This window comes from Clostridium sp. 1001271st1 H5 (assembly GCF_005845215.1).
In the GTDB taxonomy this organism is placed as follows: Bacteria; Bacillota; Clostridia; order Lachnospirales; family Lachnospiraceae; genus Enterocloster.
On sequence record NZ_SPHO01000012.1, the window covers coordinates 96,760 to 113,842 of the forward strand.

14 protein-coding genes and 1 tRNA gene are annotated in these 17,083 nt (G+C 53.1%); 11 read left to right on the top strand and 4 right to left on the bottom strand.

Annotated elements, in window-relative coordinates; all coding sequences use genetic code 11:
* Positions 1-101: 101 nt before the first annotated feature.
* From FGS84_RS18375 to clpX, 3 genes are all read left to right on the top strand, one after another.
* Positions 102-2,486: an LCP family protein gene (locus tag FGS84_RS18375; RefSeq protein WP_138309902.1), complete on the top strand. Its 2,385-nt coding sequence runs from the start codon at positions 102-104 to the stop codon at positions 2,484-2,486.
* Between the two features lie 164 nt (positions 2,487-2,650).
* Positions 2,651-4,066 carry a trypsin-like peptidase domain-containing protein gene (locus tag FGS84_RS18380; protein ID WP_138309903.1) on the top strand — a complete coding sequence of 472 codons (1,416 nt, stop codon included), beginning with the start codon at positions 2,651-2,653 and terminating at the stop codon, positions 4,064-4,066.
* 129 nt (positions 4,067-4,195) lie between these two features.
* Positions 4,196-5,629 (top strand): ATP-dependent Clp protease ATP-binding subunit ClpX, encoded by a 1,434-nt coding sequence (gene clpX, locus FGS84_RS18385; RefSeq protein ID WP_138309904.1) that lies wholly within the window; start codon positions 4,196-4,198, stop codon positions 5,627-5,629.
* A 45-nt stretch (positions 5,630-5,674) separates the two neighbouring features.
* On the opposite strand, the gene FGS84_RS18390 is transcribed toward clpX, so the two are convergent.
* On the bottom strand, positions 5,675-7,426 hold the full coding sequence (locus FGS84_RS18390) for a S8 family peptidase (RefSeq protein WP_138309905.1): 1,752 nt from the start codon (positions 7,424-7,426) through the stop codon (positions 5,675-5,677).
* Positions 7,427-7,544: 118 nt separating this feature from the next.
* On the opposite strand from FGS84_RS18390, the gene FGS84_RS18395 reads away from it, so the two are divergent.
* Positions 7,545-8,030 carry a signal peptidase II gene (locus FGS84_RS18395; RefSeq protein WP_138309906.1) on the top strand — a complete coding sequence of 162 codons (486 nt, stop codon included), beginning with the start codon at positions 7,545-7,547 and terminating at the stop codon, positions 8,028-8,030.
* An 89-nt stretch (positions 8,031-8,119) separates the two neighbouring features.
* On the opposite strand, the gene FGS84_RS18400 is transcribed toward FGS84_RS18395, so the two are convergent.
* The gene (locus tag FGS84_RS18400) at positions 8,120-8,479 is read right to left on the bottom strand and encodes a TIGR04086 family membrane protein (RefSeq protein WP_022201444.1); all 360 of its coding nucleotides are present in this window, start codon (positions 8,477-8,479) and stop codon (positions 8,120-8,122) included.
* Between the two features lie 170 nt (positions 8,480-8,649).
* On the opposite strand from FGS84_RS18400, the gene scfA reads away from it, so the two are divergent.
* The 5 genes from scfA (at position 8,650) to FGS84_RS18425 (ending at position 12,558) form a co-directional block, all read left to right on the top strand.
* A complete protein-coding gene (scfA, locus tag FGS84_RS18405) occupies positions 8,650-8,796 on the top strand; it encodes a six-cysteine ranthipeptide SCIFF (protein WP_002566540.1) in 147 nt (48 codons plus the stop codon).
* Between the two features lie 123 nt (positions 8,797-8,919).
* Positions 8,920-10,320: a thioether cross-link-forming SCIFF peptide maturase gene (gene scfB / locus FGS84_RS18410; RefSeq protein WP_138309907.1), complete on the top strand. Its 1,401-nt coding sequence runs from the start codon at positions 8,920-8,922 to the stop codon at positions 10,318-10,320.
* Positions 10,321-10,334: 14 nt separating this feature from the next.
* The gene (gene tgt / locus FGS84_RS18415; protein WP_138309908.1) at positions 10,335-11,495 is read left to right on the top strand and encodes a tRNA guanosine(34) transglycosylase Tgt; all 1,161 of its coding nucleotides are present in this window, start codon (positions 10,335-10,337) and stop codon (positions 11,493-11,495) included.
* 47 nt (positions 11,496-11,542) lie between these two features.
* Positions 11,543-11,821, top strand: coding sequence for a preprotein translocase subunit YajC (gene yajC / locus FGS84_RS18420; RefSeq protein WP_002566537.1), 279 nt, complete (start codon positions 11,543-11,545; stop codon positions 11,819-11,821).
* Between the two features lie 119 nt (positions 11,822-11,940).
* On the top strand, positions 11,941-12,558 hold the full coding sequence (locus tag FGS84_RS18425) for an HAD family phosphatase (protein WP_138309909.1): 618 nt from the start codon (positions 11,941-11,943) through the stop codon (positions 12,556-12,558).
* 387 nt (positions 12,559-12,945) lie between these two features.
* On the opposite strand, the gene FGS84_RS18430 is transcribed toward FGS84_RS18425, so the two are convergent.
* A tRNA-Val gene (locus FGS84_RS18430) sits at positions 12,946-13,019 on the bottom strand.
* Between the two features lie 232 nt (positions 13,020-13,251).
* Between FGS84_RS18430 and ade the strand changes: the two genes are divergently transcribed.
* Both ade and FGS84_RS18440 read left to right on the top strand, forming a co-directional pair.
* Positions 13,252-15,012 carry an adenine deaminase gene (ade, locus tag FGS84_RS18435; protein WP_207739961.1) on the top strand — a complete coding sequence of 587 codons (1,761 nt, stop codon included), beginning with the start codon at positions 13,252-13,254 and terminating at the stop codon, positions 15,010-15,012.
* 133 nt (positions 15,013-15,145) lie between these two features.
* Positions 15,146-16,036 carry a S8 family peptidase gene (locus FGS84_RS18440; RefSeq protein ID WP_138309911.1) on the top strand — a complete coding sequence of 297 codons (891 nt, stop codon included), beginning with the start codon at positions 15,146-15,148 and terminating at the stop codon, positions 16,034-16,036.
* A 99-nt stretch (positions 16,037-16,135) separates the two neighbouring features.
* Here FGS84_RS18440 and FGS84_RS18445 read toward each other — a convergent pair whose 3' ends face one another.
* Positions 16,136-16,996, bottom strand: coding sequence for a class I SAM-dependent methyltransferase (locus FGS84_RS18445; RefSeq protein WP_138309912.1), 861 nt, complete (start codon positions 16,994-16,996; stop codon positions 16,136-16,138).
* Between the last annotated feature and the right edge of the window lie 87 nt (positions 16,997-17,083).

A 17,083-nucleotide genomic window follows, 5' to 3' on the forward strand; every position in this document is an offset into this window, starting at 1 on the left:
TGTGCATGAGCAGTTACTCCCGGATTCAGGTTCCGGGGCAGAGGAGCGGGGCTGCTTGTGTGTTCAGCGCCCGGTTTACGTGATGGAATGAGGATGGACGAATGAATCGTGAGTTTGACAATGGATTTGATGAGGAAGAAGAGAGATTAAGAGGCCGCAGCAGGAAGCGCGATATAAGCGCGGGCGTTGGGGCTGATTCAGATACAACATCAAGGGGGCGCGCCAGGGGCAGCAGCCGTGAGCTGTATGGTACCGGTCCGGAGGGCCGCCCTGGTTTGGGCGGTGCGCCCAGACCCAGAACATCTGCTTCTGCTGACAGGGGTGCAGGCAGGACTGCTCCGGATGGACGCAGCCAGGGCTCTGCAGCCGGTGCAAGGCCCGGTGCGGGCGCACGTCCGCGCTATGGCGGAGAGGGGGCTTTGGAGCGCGCCTTGGCGGCGGGAAAAAATGGCGCCCGCAGTGCCTATGGGGGTGAGAGGATGGCGGAACGCCCCGCAGGCGCGGAGGGAAGGTACGGCCAGCGTCCGCGGTTTACGGGAGAAAATACGGCGGGCCGTTCCGGATATGCAGGGGGCAGGCAAGGGGAACGCCCCAGATTCACAGGCGACGGGCCTGACGGACGACCTGGTATCTCCGGAAGCAGACCGGGGGAACGCCCCAGATACACGGGGGAAGGCAAAGGGACCAGAACGGTATCAGGGAGTTTGGGAGACGGTGAGACCAACGGCCGCACATACAGCCGGTCCTACGGCAGGGCGGAAGACCTTGGCGCGGGCAAGGACAGGGATTCGTCCATGGGAAGGAACGGAGGCGGAACAGGCGGCCGCAGGGCGGCCAGGGAAGCAGCGGCAGCGGACCCGGCAGCGGCAGAGGTTAAGCACCGCCGCAAGATGATAATTGCATTTATCATACTGGAAGTCATATTTCTCCTGTGTATTGGTTTTTACAGGTACGCGCAAAATAAGATGAACCTGATTCAGCCCAGTGCGTTTAAACCGGGCCTGGTGACAAATCCTAACATAGACCAGGTAAAGGTAGAGGAGATGGAGGGTTACTGGACCATTGCACTCTTCGGCGTGGACAGCCGCAACAACTCAGTTGGAAAGGGCAATAACGCCGATGTTATCATCATATGCAATATCGACCAGGGCAGCGGCGAGATTAAGCTTGTCAGCGTGTTCCGGGATACTTATCTGAGTATAAACGATAATGGGCTGTATAATAAGATAAACCAGGCTTACTTCCTGGGCGGTCCTGAACAGGCGGTGGAAGCCCTGAACAGGAACCTGGACCTCCAGATAGATGATTTTGCCACCTTTAACTGGAAGGCAGTGGTGGATGCCGTCAATATTCTGGGCGGAGTGGATGTGGAGCTGAGCAAGGCTGAGTTTTACTATATCAATGCCTATATAACCGAGACAGTGGAGGCCACAGGCGTTGGTTCCTACCAGCTGAAGCAGGCAGGCCCCAACCATCTGGACGGTGTCCAGGCGGTTGCATATGCAAGGCTTCGTAAGATGGATACGGACTTTGCCAGAACAGAGCGCCAGCGGGAAATTATTGACCTCTGTTTCCAGAAGCTTAAGAAATCCGACTTTGCAGTGGTAAACAATGTCATGGAGGCAGTGTTCCCCCAGATTCTTTCCAGTGTCACGATTGACGATATTATACCGGCAGCCAGAAATCTGACCAAGTATACCATAGCGGATACCATGGGATTCCCGGCAGCCAGAAGCGACGCCAATATGGGCAAGAAGGGAGCCTGTGTCATTCCCCAGACACTGGAGAGCAATGTAACCCTTCTCCACCAGTTCCTGTTTGGGGATGAAAATTACCAGCCCAGTGATATGGTAAAGAAAATCAGCGCCAAGATATCCGCGGATACAGGCATGTACAACGAGGCCAAGCCAATCGACCATGTGGGTACAGACGGCGGGTACATCCCCAAGCCCACCCAGGCGACCAAGGCAACGGAAAAAGAAGAAACCAAAGAGAATGAGTCTGAGAGCAGCACGTCAGAGACAGATGAGTCCATTATTGACGGCGAGACGGATTTGGAGATAGAGACCGACGAGTTCGGCAATGAACTGGACCCGCCTGAGGATGATGATATATTCGGACGTCCGGGAGAAAGCAGCAGTTCCGGTACCGTTCATCCCGGCCGGCCTGGGGAAAGCAGCTCCGGCAGCATATTCCCGGGGGCAGAGACATCGGAAGGCGACCAGACAACCGGGCCGGGTGTAGGCACCTATCCGGGCCAGGACTCCACCAAGGCAACCAGCGCTGCCTATCCGGGAGCCACCAGGGCAACCACGGCCGCTTATCCGGGCAGTCAGGGTACATCCTCGGCCTATCCGGGCAGCCAGGGCACATCCTCAGCCTATCCGGGCAGCACCAAGGGCAGCACAGCGGCTTATCCGGGCAGCACAGCGGATGAATACGTGCCCGAGGGACCAGGCTCTGTCATCATCGGGCCGGGAAATTAGTGTTAAAATAAAAGCAGCAGAATGAAGTCAGGAAACAGCCGGCAGGGATTACCATATCCTGCCGGCCTTTTTAGTCTTATATAATAAAATGGTCACACTTTTATCACAAATCATTGCTAAACTGTGTACAGAATCGGGAGATTACGTGAGAAAGGGGAATTACAATGTACGACAACGACCAGAACTACGGGTGGAAGTCTTATGATAACCAGAGCTATGACAACAGGCAGTATGGAGGGGACCCGTACGGGAACCGTCCCCGCCCGGAGGATATGCCGCCCAAAAAGAAAAAAGGCGGTATCTTCAAAAAGGCAGCCCTGATTACGGCAGGGGCTCTTCTCTTTGGTACTGTCTCAGGGGCAGCCATGGTGGGAGTGAATGTGGCTGCATCCAGATTTATGGGAAACAGCGCGTCGGCATCTGCTGAGCCGGAAAAGAAGGAGGAGATACCAAAGGCCCAGACGGAAAGCCGGGATAACGGGCCGGGAGGCACTCCCCAGGGCGACGGAGGAAATCAGCAGGGCCAGAGAAACAATGGAAAGGCAGTGGCCGATGTATCCGATATAGTGGAGCAGGCCATGCCCACGGTGGTGGCAATCACCAGCACCGCAGTATACCAGAGCAATAATTTCGGCTATGGCTGGTTCTTCCGGGGAGGCCCCCAGACCTACGAGGTACCCAGCAGCGGTTCCGGAATCATTGTGGGTGAGAACGACAGGGAGCTTCTCATTGTGACCAATAACCATGTGGTGGAGGATTCCACCTCCCTGAAGGTGGCTTTTATTGACAATGAGGTGGTGGACGCAGCCATCAAGGGAACGGATGCAGAGACAGACCTGGCAGTCATTGCCGTGCCTCTGGAGCAGATTAAGGATGACACCAAGAGCAAGATTAAAGTGGCCAGACTGGGCAATTCCGATGAGCTGAAGGTTGGACAGGGCGTCATTGCCATCGGCAATGCGCTGGGCTACGGCCAGTCCGTGACAGTGGGTTATGTAAGCGCCCTTAACCGGGAGGTCAGGGTATCCAATACCAGCACCAGGGAGCTTCTGCAGACCGATGCGGCCATCAATCCGGGCAACAGCGGAGGCGCTCTTCTCAATATGAAGGGAGAGGTTATAGGTATCAATGCCGCTAAGTATTCCTCCACAGAGGTGGAGGGAATCGGCTATGCCATTCCCATTTCCAAAGCAGAGGATATCATGAATCAGCTCATGAACCGCAGAACCATGAATCCGGTGGAGGAAGCAAAGAGGGGTTATCTGGGCATACAGGGGACCAGTGTGGACGAGGAATCCGCGGCAGCCTTTGGAATGCCAAGAGGCGTTTATGTATACAAGATACTGGAGGAAGGAGCTGCAGCCCAGTCAGACCTGAGGGAAAAGGATATCATCACTAAGGTGGACGGCCAAAGCGTCAGGAACATGACGGATTTGCAGGAGCTTTTGTCCTGCTATGAGATGGGAGAGCAGATTGACCTGACGGTTCAGACCCAAAAGGATGGGGAATACCAGGAAAGGACAGTCTCCATTACCCTGAAAGCCATGCCCCAGGAGAATACGGAAAACGCGGCCCAATAACTTAAATTTTTCAAAACAATTATGAAATGAAAATGCTTCCTCTTGTTTGGGGAAGCATTTTGTTATATACTTTACGTTAAGCGGCGGGAAGACGGCCCGGCACGCCCTTTAACAGAGAGGAGAACTGACTTGGACGAGAAAGATTATACCCGGGATGCGGAGACATCCGGCCAGGGTGAAGATAAAGACAAACAGAAGGAAGAGGACCGCTACGAGAAGGTGTGTTACATGTGCCGCCGGCCTGAGAGCAAGGCCGGACCCATGATATCCATGCCCGGCGGCATGAATCTCTGTCATGACTGTATGCAGAAGGCCTTTGATTCCGTTACAAAGGGGGGCATGGATTTTTCCAAACTGCCCAATATGCCCTATATGAATATGAACCTTAACGACCTGAACATGACGCCTCCCGCAGTGGAGATTCCCAAGAAGCAGAAAATCAAGAAAAAGGCAAAGGAACAGCCGGTCCTGACCATGAAGGATATACCGGCGCCCCATGTCATCAAGGCCAGCCTGGATGAATACGTAATCGGCCAGGAGAAGGCCAAGAAGGTAATGGCGGTGGCTGTATATAACCATTATAAAAGGGCGTTTCTGGACCATCCGTCCGGGGATGAGGCCGGGGAGAATGCAGAAGCGGATAAGAGCGTTGTCATTGAGAAGTCCAATATACTGATGATTGGACCCACAGGAAGCGGAAAGACCTACCTGGTTAAGACGCTGGCCAGGCTTCTGGACGTGCCGCTGGCCATTGCCGACGCCACTTCCCTGACAGAGGCCGGTTATATCGGCGACGATATAGAGAGTGTGGTATCCAAGCTTCTGGCTGCTGCTGATAACGATGTGGAGCGGGCACAGAGAGGAATCATATTCATCGATGAGATTGACAAGATTGCCAAGAAGAAACAGACCAATACCAGAGATGTAAGCGGCGAGTCCGTACAGCAGGAGCTTCTCAAGCTGCTGGAGGGAAGCACTGTGGAGGTGCCGGTGGGCTCCAACCAGAAGAATGCCATGACACCCATGGCAACCGTGAACACGGATAACATTCTGTTTATCTGCGGCGGCGCCTTCCCTGACCTGGAGGAAATCATCAAGGAACGTTTGATGAAGAAAACCACCATGGGCTTTGGCTCTATCCTGAAGGATACATATGACAAGGACCCGGATATACTGGGCCAGGTGACCAATGAAGATTTGCGGACCTTTGGCATGATTCCCGAGTTCCTGGGCAGGCTTCCCGTGACAGTGACCCTGCAGGGGCTTACGGAGGATATGATGGTGCGTATCCTGAAAGAGCCGAAGAATGCCATCACCAAGCAGTACGAACGTCTGCTGGAGATGGATGAGGTACGGCTGGTCTTTGAGGATGAGGCCCTTAAGTGGATTGCCGGCGAAGCCATCAAGAGAGGGACCGGGGCCAGGGCCCTTAGGGCTATCCTGGAGGAATTCATGCTGGATATCATGTATGAGATTCCCAAGGACCCCAATATAGGCTCTGTGGTTGTCACCCGTCCCTATCTGGAAAAAAGCGGCGGACCATTGATACGGATGCGGGGATGATTTATTTTTCGGTGGGCGGGAATCGGTTTCCTGATGCGCCTTGTATCATTCCCAGATGCGCCGGAATGTTTCGTATAAATCCAGTGCTCCATACCCCCATTCTTCATTGGGGTAGCGGAGCGCTGGATTTCTTTTTGCACCCCGGATTAAATAAGATTTTACAGATGCCTGGCTCATGGTAATCTGGTTGCCTTCCACGATTCCCCAGCTATAGAGGCTGGCCACAGCGCCTGCCACATGGGCGGCAGCAACAGAGGTGCCGCTGCGGGTTGTCATGGGGACAGAGCCATTGCCCCTGCGTCCCAGGGATGGGCCCATCACATTGACGCCGGGAGCTGCCAGCTCCGGTTTTACGATGCCGGAGGGAGTGAAGCCGCGGCTGGAATGGATGTAGATGCTGTTGTTCAGGTGGTTGTATGCCCCCACTGTAATGGGGGCTGCGGTATTTCCGGGCAGGGTAATGGTGGTGTCGGGGGTGGGACGCAGAAATACGGTTTCATCCGATATCAGTCCTTCAGAGGGCAGCCACATATGAAATTCGCCTGTAAAATACTGGGTATTATAGACCCGCACCTTCCATATGCCGGCCACCGGATTTTTAAAACGCATGAATATCAGCTGTTTTCCGGCGCCGGTTTCAATGAGCTGGTAATTAACCGTGATGACGGTTGGCTCCAGAAGAAAAGGGATAGAGGTTTCATTCCTGGCTATAATAGGAATGCGGGAGATGGTTTCCCCGCTTGGCGAGATGAATCCCACGGAATAGGTGTCGGCAGTGGAAGCCCATAGCTCCAGGGAAAAACCCCGCCCGGATTCCTCCGGTCCCACCCGGATTTCCACGTCGTCCCATTCGCGTCCGGCCGGAATGGTGCCGAAATAGTGGTGGGCGCGGCCTGTCTCGTTGCCTGCGGCAATGACCGCGGCCCGGCCAAGGAACCGGCTGGCATCCTGGACAACGCCGCTTAAGGGTGAGGTACCCTCGTGGCTTCCCAGGTTGGAGCCCAGGGCTATAAGGATGATTAAGGGGCGGCTGAGGCGGAAGGCAGCCACCCTCAGATATTTGATTCCCATCATGATATCATTTTCCTGGTAAGCATCCGCTTCCTGGCTCACAAGATAGAAATCCCGGAGATAGCGTTTGGCTTGTTTCAGTTTGACCACCACCAGTTCGCACTCCGGCGCAGCGCCCGTGAAGTCCTGCTCCGGCAGGGAGGTGCCGGCTGCAATTCCGGCCAGGAAGGTGCCGTGCCCGTTGGTGTCCGTGGAGGGTACCAGGTCAAGGGGGGAATCGGAGGCCAGGGCTTCATTGATTTGTTCCCTGGTGAATTCAGTGCCATAGGAGGCGCCGCTGAGTTCATAATAGGCCGGCACTCCGGATGGGACTGCATCCGCTCCTGCGGGGATGCTCTGGTCCCACAGCCCCACGATTCGGGTAGAGCCGTCGGAATAACGGAATAAGGGGTTGGTATAGTCAATGCCGGTATCCACGATGCCGATAAGGGTTCCGCGTCCCCTGTTTCCCAGGGCCGGCGCGGCAAAGGTGGTGAGTATGCCGGAGGCCTCCATGCTGGAACTGTCCAGGAGGGAAAAAAGCCCGGGCACCGTATAGTAGCTGTATCGGGCCAGGGAAATGGGGGTTACGGTATCCAGAGGAGTGTAGATGATACTGTATTCATCGTTCACATAATCCATACAGGGAATATCGGCCGGGTCGCCGATTATCTGCTGCTGGCTTCCTATCCTGTATATGAAATCAGCAATATTTTCGTCGGCGGAATTAAATGGGCAGTCTGCCATGGCACACCTCGGTCAGGATATTTGTTATAGTATATGCTGGAAATCAGAAACCTTTCACTGGACGGGGGTGTGAAACCATAGTAAAATGGAATAAAAGGGTGGAAAGGAAGGCGAATCTATGATTTATGGCTGGATAATAGGCGGGCTGGCTGCCCTGGACCTGGGGGTCAAAAGTGTGGTGGAGGGCCAGGAGGATGACACGTTTCCAAGGGAGCTGCCGTCTGCCAAAGGTTTTATAAAGCTGCATAAGAACCATAACAGCGGTTTTCCCTTCGGATTTATGAAGGAAAGGCCGGAACTGGTAAAGGGCATTCCGCTGATGGTGATATCTGCCATGGCCGGAGCCCTGGCAGCCATGATGCCGGATAAGGGCAAAACCGGGGAAAAGCTGGGCTTGTCCCTTGTGATGGGAGGCGCCCTAAGCAATCTGTATGACCGCGTGGTGCGGGGATATGTGGTGGATTATTTCACCATAGAATGGAAATCCCTTAAGAAGGTGGTGTTTAATCTGGGGGACATGTTCGTGTTCCTGGGAAGCGCTGTCTTTGTGCTGGCCCAGGCCGTAAAGAGCCTGGAAGAGTCAGGGATGAAGAAGAAAAAATAAGGCTGGCGGCAAGCCGCCGGACGGAAGAAAAGAGAGAATGCCCGGTTTCCATGGCCATGACTGGAAGCAGGCATTCTCTCTTTAAAACATTAACTGAGCATTCCTCCTATGGTTCCCCCCAGCGCGCATATGCCCATGACAGTGACGGAGCGTTCCATATCAATGGCAGACCCCATGTTCATGGCCCAGGACACAGCAAAAAGTACCAGGAAGTACAGGAGGCCGGACAGCAGCCCCCAGAAGAACCGGCGCTGCCGGATGCGTTTGCCTGCCAGGAAACCGCCGGATAAGCAGGTCAGCAAATATACGGCATACACCATCAGGTTCACCTGTCCCTCTTTCAGACGCAGCTTATAGAGGGCAAATGCCAGGGCAGCCAGGAGGATTCCGGACAGCACATAGGAGATGAGCAGGGAGCGGAGCATGGGCTTCACAATTCCATTTTCCATATATTGTTCTCCTTTTGAAAGAATCTATGTTGCAGTATATTCCCGGAGGAGCCTTTAATATGACAAACCTTTGAAAATACCGTTGCAAGGGACTTTAACCTGTGTTATAATTTCAAGGAATTATAAGTTCATATAATTAATAAAATTAAATGAATAGGAGGTGCCGTAGTATGAAGCACGTTAAGACATTGAATACCAATACCTTAAAGGATACAATGAAGAAGGGCGGATGCGGCGAGTGCCAGACTTCCTGCCAGTCAGCCTGCAAGACATCCTGTACAGTAGGAAACCAGAGCTGCGAGAACGCTAACCGCTAATCGCCGGTCAGAAGAGATACATACAGGAAATTGGTCGTAAGCCCCTATGGTCGATGGGATTATAGGGGCTTTACCATGCACAGGATTTGGGGCCGGCGGCCCTTAGAAAGAGAGAGTAGATTCGTGATTCATCAGTATATAAATAATGGTTACCATATAGTTCTGGACGTTAACAGCGGTTCTGTCCATGTGGTGGACCCGGTTGTCTACGATGCGGTGCAGCTGGTTTCACAGCGGATTCCGGAGATGGAAGAGCCTGCTGCTCTGCCTGCGGAGGTAAAGGAAAATGTAATGGTCTGTCTGAAGGACAGATACAGCACTGAGGATATAGGGGAGGCTTTGGAGGAAATCCAGCAGCTGATTGATGCGGAGCAGCTCCTGACCAAGGATATTTACAGGGATTTTGTGGTAGACTTTAAGAAGAGGAAAACCGTGGTCAAGGCACTGTGCCTGCACATTGCCCATGACTGCAACCTGGCCTGCCGTTACTGCTTTGCAGAGGAAGGCGAGTACCATGGCCGCCGCGCCCTCATGAGCTATGAGGTGGGAAAGAAGGCCCTGGATTTCCTCATTGCCAATTCCGGCAACAGGGAGCATCTGGAGGTGGACTTCTTTGGCGGAGAGCCGCTCATGAACTGGGACGTAGTGAAGCGGCTGGTGGAATACGGCCGTTCCCAGGAGGAAGCCCATCATAAGAAGTTCCGTTTCACCCTGACCACCAACGGTGTGCTGTTAAATGATGAAGTAATGGAGTTCTGCAACCGCGAGATGAGCAATGTGGTGCTGAGCCTGGACGGCCGGAAGGATGTCAATGATAAGATGCGCCCCTTCCGCAACGGCAGCGGCAGCTATGACCTGATTGTCCCCAAGTTCCAGAAGTTTGCGCACAGCAGGAAACAGATGAATTATTATGTCCGCGGCACCTTTACAAGGAACAATCTGGATTTCGCGGACGACGTGCTTCACTATGCGGATTTGGGATTTGAGCAGATGTCCATGGAGCCGGTGGTGGCTGACCCGGCAGAGGATTACGCCATCCAGGAGGAGGATATCCCGGCCATCTTAAAGGAATACGACCGCCTGGCTCTGGAGTATATCAAGCGGAAGAAAGAGGGAAGGGGATTCAACTTCTTCCATTTCATGCTGGATTTAAAGGCAGGCCCCTGCGTGGCAAAGCGCATGGCCGGCTGCGGTTCCGGTACCGAGTATCTGGCAGTAACCCCCTGGGGCGACCTCTATCCCTGCCATCAGTTTGTGGGCAATGAGAAGTTCCTTCTGGGCAATGTGGACACAGGCATTGTGAACACGGACATCCGGGATGAGTTCAAGTCCTGCAACGTATATGCCAAGCCCGGATGCAAGGACTGCTTTGCCAGGTTCTACTGCAGCGGCGGCTGTGCTGCCAATGCGTATAATTTCAGCGGTTCCATCAATGGCTCCTATGACATTGGCTGCGAGATGCAGAAGAAGCGGATTGAGTGCGCCATCATGATTAAAGCTGCCCTGGCAGACGATGAGGAATAATTGAGGCATATTATATGAAATATCAAGTCATAACAAAGGACGGGCGCGCGAAACGCGCCCGCATGGAAACAGTCCATGGAACCATAGAGACGCCGGTATTCATGAATGTGGGAACCGTGGGCGCCATCAAGGGCGCGGTTTCAACGGATGACCTCCGGGAAATCGGCACCCAGGTGGAGCTGTCCAATACCTACCATCTCCATGTGCGCACCGGTGACAGGCTCATAAGGGAATTTGGCGGGCTTCACAAGTTTATGAACTGGGACCGTCCCATCCTTACGGATTCCGGCGGGTTTCAGGTGTTTTCCCTGGCAGGCCTGCGCAAGATTAAGGAGGAAGGGGTTTACTTCAACTCCCATATCGACGGCCATAAGATATTTATGGGACCTGAGGAGAGCATGCAGATTCAGTCCAATCTGGGCTCCACCATTGCCATGGCATTTGACGAATGCCCTCCCAGCCATGCAAGCGACGATTACATCCGGAATTCAGTGGAGCGTACCACCCGGTGGCTGGCCCGCTGTAAGACCGAGATGGAGCGTCTTAACTCCCTGCCGGACACGGTGAACCGGGAGCAGCTGCTGTTTGGCATCAACCAGGGCGGCGTGGTGGACAGCATACGTATGGAACATGCAAGGACCATACGGGAGATGGACCTGGACGGCTATGCCGTGGGCGGCCTGGCTGTGGGTGAGAGCCATGAGGAGATGTATCATATCCTGGATGTGACAGTACCCTGCCTGCCTGAGGACAAGCCCGTATACCTTATGGGCGTGGGTACTCCGGCCAATATACTGGAGGCAGTGGACCGGGGCGTGGACTTCTTTGACTGTGTGTATCCTTCCAGGAACGGACGTCACGGCCATGTATACACCAACCAGGGAAAACGAAACCTGTTTAACCAGAAATACGAGCTGGATTCCCGTCCCATAGAAGAGGGATGCGGCTGTCCTGCCTGCCGTTCCTACAGCAGGGCCTATATCCGCCATCTGCTGAAGGCAAAAGAAATGCTTGGAATGAGATTATGTACCTTGCATAATTTGTATTTTTATAATACAATGATGAAAGAGATTCGCGACGCCATCGAGGAACACCGCTATGCTGAGTATAAAGCGGCCAAGCTTGCCGGTATGGAAGGTTCCGGCCGTGGGGCCAGTACGGCGTCTGTTGAATAAGAAACTACTGCGGCGAGGCGGCAGTAGGTGTGAAGGAGGAAAATGGAATGACAAGTGGTCCGATGTTCTGGGTTCTCTATATTGTTCTTCTGGGAGGTATGTTATATTTCATGGCAATCCGTCCTCAGAAGAAGGAGAAGCAAAGACAGAAGGAATTGCTGGAAAGCGTTGCAGTTGGTGATACCATTCTCACCAGCAGCGGATTCTATGGTGTTATCATCGACATGACAGATGATACAGTCATTGTGGAATTCGGTAATAATAAGAACTGCCGTATTCCAATGCAGAAGGCTGCCATTATCCAGGTTGAAAAACCGGAAGCCTAAGAGACATGAAACCCGGGGCCCTGTCCCGGGTTTTTGAATATCATGAACCAAGGTCCGGCTGCAGGAGGGGGAAGTCAGCCCTGCCCCAGGCGGACCGGGAAAAAGAGCAGGAGGATAGGATGATTAAGAACATTGTTTTCGACATGGGAAATGTACTGGTGGACTATACGGCGGACGGGGTGTGCAGGCATTTCATAGAAGACCAGGAGACCCGGAAAAAGGTCAGCACTTCCGTATTCGTATCACCTGAGTGGATTCTGCTGGACATGGGTGTTATGCCGGAGGAAATGGCCTTAAAAAAGATGCAGGCCCGTCTGGACACGGAGGAGGAGCGCAGCCTGGCAGCCCTGTGTTTTTACCGCTGGCATGAGTTCAACATGTATAAGAAGGAAGGAATGGAGGACGTGGTCAGGTGGCTTAAGTCCATGGGCTATGGTATCTACCTGTGCTCCAATGCATCCGTACGCCTTTTGAGCTGCTATAAGGATGTGCTTCCTGCAGTGGACTGCTTTGACGGTATCCTGTTCTCGGCCGACGTCCTGTGCCTGAAGCCCCAGAAGGAGATATACGTCCATCTCTTTAAGCGGTTTGGCCTGAAGCCTGAGGAATGCTTTTTTGTGGATGACCTGGAGCTGAACATAGAAGGAGCGCGCCGCTGCGGAATGGACGGATACTGCTTTGATGATGGAAACGTGGAGAAATTAAGGGAGGTTCTGGCAGGACTGAACCGGAGATAAGAGAAACAGCAGAAAGCCTGACCTGACAGGAATTCCGGCCCGTCATGTCAAGGGGATAAATATGGAAGACATAGAAAAAGCTCCGTACCAGGTGATACGGAGCAATTTTCTTTAGGATTTTCGGATTTTCAAAAAGGGTTGAAGGATAGTTGTTAAACATTCGTGCATTTCTTATGTACTTAGTATAGCATGCAATCCTCCGGAATGTTTGAATGTTCTTTGAATAGATTATTAAGAAAATCTTAAAATTGATAATTCCCACCCCCCGGACAAGGCCGTGGATACAAATAAGGCTGCAAGGGGAAAAACGGAACACTGGAAAAAACAGGCTTTCGGACATGAAAGAAAAATGAAATGGAATCGTAAACTGAAAATGGGTATGAAAAATGGAAGTAATGGGGCTCGAACCCATGACCTTTCGCGTGTGAGGCGAACGCTCATCCCAGCTGAGCTATACTTCCATGAGACTATTATAGCACGATGAAGCGGAAATACAAGCATTTTCATGCTGGAATGTAAAAATTTTGCAGAAAAACCAAATAGATGAAGAAGTAGTGATAATTCGTATAAAAATTTAATAATTTCAGAATATTGTACTTTTATATCGATTATAGTATTATGATATCAAATACATTGGGGGAAGAATAGACAGAAGGAGGTATTTGTGTGAGACAATACAATGATTTAAAGAAAATGATGGACGTTGCTTCCGGAAGAAGGAAAGCATCCCTTGTGCTGAAAGGGGGAACAATCGTCAATGTATTTACGGAGCGCACAGAGGTTGGGGACATAGCCATTGAGGACGGCTGCATAGCCGGTATAGGAGAATACGACGGACTTACCAATATAGACATGGCAGGCAGGTTTATCTGTCCCGGCTTTATTGACGGGCATATACATATTGAAAGCTCCATGGTGTCACCGCCGGAGTTTGAAAGGGCAGTCCTTCCCCACGGCACAACAGCTGTTATCACAGACCCCCATGAGATTGGCAACGTGGCAGGCTGCCAGGGCGTGGATTATATGTTAAAGGCCACGGAGGGACTGGCCCTGGATGCATTTTTCGTGATGCCTTCCTGCGTGCCCTCCACTGGACTGGATGAGTCCGGAGCCGTGCTGGGGGCGGAGGATATAAAACCATATTATGAGAATCCCAGGGTTCTGGGACTGGCAGAGGTAATGAATTCAGTGGGGGTGGTAGCGGGCCAGGAGGACCTGCTGGAGAAGCTGAGAGAGGCGGGAACCAGGGGCAAGGTCATAGACGGCCATGCGCCTTTCCTGGGAGGAAACCAGCTGAATGCCTATGTGTGTTCCGGGGTCTGGTCGGACCATGAGTGTTCGGACGCAGGGGAGGCGCTGGAGAAATTCGGAAGAGGACAGTGGATTATGATACGGGAAGGAACAGCTGCCCGGAACCTGGAAGCTCTGATGCCGCTGTTTGAAGCTCCCTATTATGAGCGGTGCATGCTGGTGACAGATGATAAACATCCCGGCGACCTGATTTCCATGGGACATATTGATTACATCATCCGCAAGGCTGTATCCCTGGGAGCAGACCCCATACGGGCCATTAAGATGGGAACCTTTAATGCGGCCCGGTATTTCGGACTGAAGGACAGGGGAGCTGTCATGCCCGGTCTGAGAGCAGATTTGGCAGTGCTTGGGGATTTGAAGGAGTTCCGGGTGGAAGCAGTGTACAAGGACGGCGTTCTGGCGGCCAAGGATGGTGCCATGATAACAGATTGCGGTGTCCCGGCATCAGATGACGGTCCCGGCTCTTTTGCAGACTCTGCAGCCAGCGGCCGGGAAGCTGCCTTTCCAAGGGTGTTTGATTCGTTCCATATGGATGAGGTCACTCAGGAAGACCTGGTGCTGGAGCGGAAGGGGACCATGCAGCGGGTGATACAGTTTAAGCCCCACGAACTCCTCACAGAGGAGCGTCTTGTGCCCTGGCAGGATATGCCGGGACTGGCTCCCGGCGTCAATACGGAGCAGGATATTGTGAAGGCAGCGGTGTTTGAACGCCACCTTCATACCGGGCACAGGGGACTGGGGTTTGTAGGCGGATACGGTCTTAAGAAGGGGGCTGTGGCCACCAGCGTTGCCCATGATTCCCACAACCTGATTGTGGTGGGGACCAATGATAATGATATGGTATTGGCTGCCAATACAGTGAGAAAGAACGGCGGAGGCCTGGCCGTGGTATTGGATGGAGAAGTACTGGGTGAGCTTGCCCTTCCTATTGGCGGCATCATGAGCCGGTTATCCGTACAGGAGGTGGATGAACAGCTGGAGGCGCTGAAGACCCGGACAAGAGAGCTTGGAATCAGCAGCGATATAGACCCATTCATGACCCTGGCATTTGTAAGTCTTCCTGTTATCCCAAAGCTGAGAATCAATACCTACGGTATAATAGATGTGGACCGGCAGGCGCAGGTTCCTTCCTCATTTTAAGGTAAGTATTTACTGGGCCTTTCAGGCGGTCTGGGCTGCCTGACAGCCATGACTGCCGGTCCGCAGTGACTGGCGCCATGGCACAGATTCCTTCATGATAGAATATCCTAATAAAAAAGGAGAAAATCGTGATGTGAATCAGGCGAGAGAAGACATTAATTGTGAAGAAGTTTATTCCATGGGTATTACGGGTAAAGGAGTGGGTGTGGCTGTACTGGACACCGGTATTTACCTCCATGAGGATTTCAAGGATAGAGTGACAGCCTTTGCTGATTTTGTAAACCACCGCGCACTGCCCTATGACGACAATGGCCATGGCACCCATATAGCTGCAATGATTGGAGGAAGCGGTATTTCCTCCGAAGGAAAATACAGAGGAGTGGCTCCGGGATGCAGTCTCATATCAGTGAAGGTACTGGACCAGAAGGGAAATGGATATGCCACGGATGTGCTGACCGGCCTTAAATGGATACGTGAAAACCGGGACAGATATAATATCCGTATAGTAAACATCTCCGTGGGCTCCCTGTCGCGCAGGGACATGACGGAGAACTCCATTCTGGTGCGGGGCGTGAATGCTGCATGGGATGACGGCCTGGTGGTGGTGGTGGCAGCCGGCAACCATGGGCCGGGCCGGATGACTATCACAACGCCCGGTATCAGCCGCAAGGTCATTACAGTGGGCTGCTCGGACGACCACAAGGAGGTGGATGTCATGGGAAGCCGTATGGTGGATTACTCCGGAAGAGGCCCCACACTGGCTTGTGTCTGCAAGCCGGATTTGGTAGCGCCGGGCTCAGGCATTATCAGCTGCTGCAATGAGCCCGGCAAATATTTTTCAAAATCAGGCACCAGCATGTCCACGCCCCTTGTGTCGGGCGCCATAGCCCTGCTGCTGGAGAAGTATCCGGATATGAGCAACAAGGATGTGAAGCTGCGCATCAGAGAACGTGCCCTGGATCTGGGACTTCCGCATAACCAGCAGGGGTGGGGAAAGCTGGATGTGGGGAGGCTGCTGGAGTAGGAAGATGCAGACGGTAACAGGAGAAAACAGAGAAGAACAGGAAGAATACGGAAAAGCCCCGCAGCAGGAATATATCTGCTGCAGGGCTTTTTCCCTGTGCTATGCTTCCCAGCGGCCGGACGCACCGCAGGGCAGCACCAGACCTGTCTGGGTGACCGGCAGGCCAACCTCCTCTGCGCATACGGTCCCGCCGAAACGGGGAACAATTTCCACGCCTATCATGTAGGAGAGAACTGCGGGAGCCAGTCCTGTGGTATAGGAATTAATGAGGAAGAACAGGGGCTTGTCCGACAACAGCTGTGCGCACAGCTTGACAAGGGGGTGAATGGCATCTTCTATTTTCCAGATTTCCCCCTTTGGCCCGCGGCCATAGGAGGGCGGGTCCATGATGACTGCATCGTAGTGATTGCCCCTGCGGATTTCCCGTTCCACGAATTTCACGCAGTCATCCACAATCCAGCGGATGGGAGCTTCGGACAGGCCTGAGGACTGGGCGTTTTCCTTGGCCCAGGCCACCATGCCCTTGGAGGCGTCCACATGAGTGACATTGGCGCCTGCCTTTGCCGCAGCCAGGGTGGCTCCGCCGGTGTATGCAAACAGGTTCAGCACCTTGACCGGGCGTCCTGCACCGCGGATTCTGGCTCCGAACCAGTCCCAGTTTGCAGCCTGCTCAGGAAACAGGCCGGTGTGTTTAAAACTGAAGGGCTTCAGATTAAATGTGAGCCCTTTGTAGCCAATGGACCACTGCTCAGGAAGATGGAAGAATTCCCACTCGCCTCCGCCCTTGCTGCTGCGGTGATAGTGGCCGTTCATTTTCTTCCAGCCTCTGTGGTTCCTGGGGGTGTCCCATATGACCTGGGGGTCCGGGCGCACCAGCAGGTAGTCACCCCAGCGCTCCAGTTTTTCGCCCTTTGAACAGTCTATCACTTCATAATCCTTCCACTCATCTGCAAGCCACATATATTTGTTTAACCTCGTTTCTTCCATATATAATACTGATAGTAATGAGTATAGTCTAAATGTTGCGGCTCCGTCAAGTATTCGGTA

What these genes read in the sequence shown, in the direction of transcription:
- FGS84_RS18425 (WP_138309909.1), top strand. Translation starts at nt 11,941, where the DNA reads ATGATTAAGAACATTGTTTTCGACATGGGAAATGTACTGGTGGACTAT.
- ade (WP_207739961.1), top strand. Translation starts at nt 13,252, where the DNA reads ATGATGGACGTTGCTTCCGGAAGAAGGAAAGCATCCCTTGTGCTGAAA.
- FGS84_RS18380 (WP_138309903.1), top strand. Translation starts at nt 2,651, where the DNA reads ATGTACGACAACGACCAGAACTACGGGTGGAAGTCTTATGATAACCAG.
- FGS84_RS18445 (WP_138309912.1), bottom strand. Translation starts at nt 16,996, where the DNA reads ATGTGGCTTGCAGATGAGTGGAAGGATTATGAAGTGATAGACTGTTCA.
- FGS84_RS18400 (WP_022201444.1), bottom strand. Translation starts at nt 8,479, where the DNA reads ATGGAAAATGGAATTGTGAAGCCCATGCTCCGCTCCCTGCTCATCTCC.
- FGS84_RS18395 (WP_138309906.1), top strand. Translation starts at nt 7,545, where the DNA reads ATGATTTATGGCTGGATAATAGGCGGGCTGGCTGCCCTGGACCTGGGG.
- scfA (WP_002566540.1), top strand. Translation starts at nt 8,650, where the DNA reads ATGAAGCACGTTAAGACATTGAATACCAATACCTTAAAGGATACAATG.
- tgt (WP_138309908.1), top strand. Translation starts at nt 10,335, where the DNA reads ATGAAATATCAAGTCATAACAAAGGACGGGCGCGCGAAACGCGCCCGC.
- FGS84_RS18390 (WP_138309905.1), bottom strand. Translation starts at nt 7,426, where the DNA reads ATGGCAGACTGCCCATTTAATTCCGCCGACGAAAATATTGCTGATTTC.
- FGS84_RS18375 (WP_138309902.1), top strand. Translation starts at nt 102, where the DNA reads ATGAATCGTGAGTTTGACAATGGATTTGATGAGGAAGAAGAGAGATTA.
- yajC (WP_002566537.1), top strand. Translation starts at nt 11,543, where the DNA reads ATGACAAGTGGTCCGATGTTCTGGGTTCTCTATATTGTTCTTCTGGGA.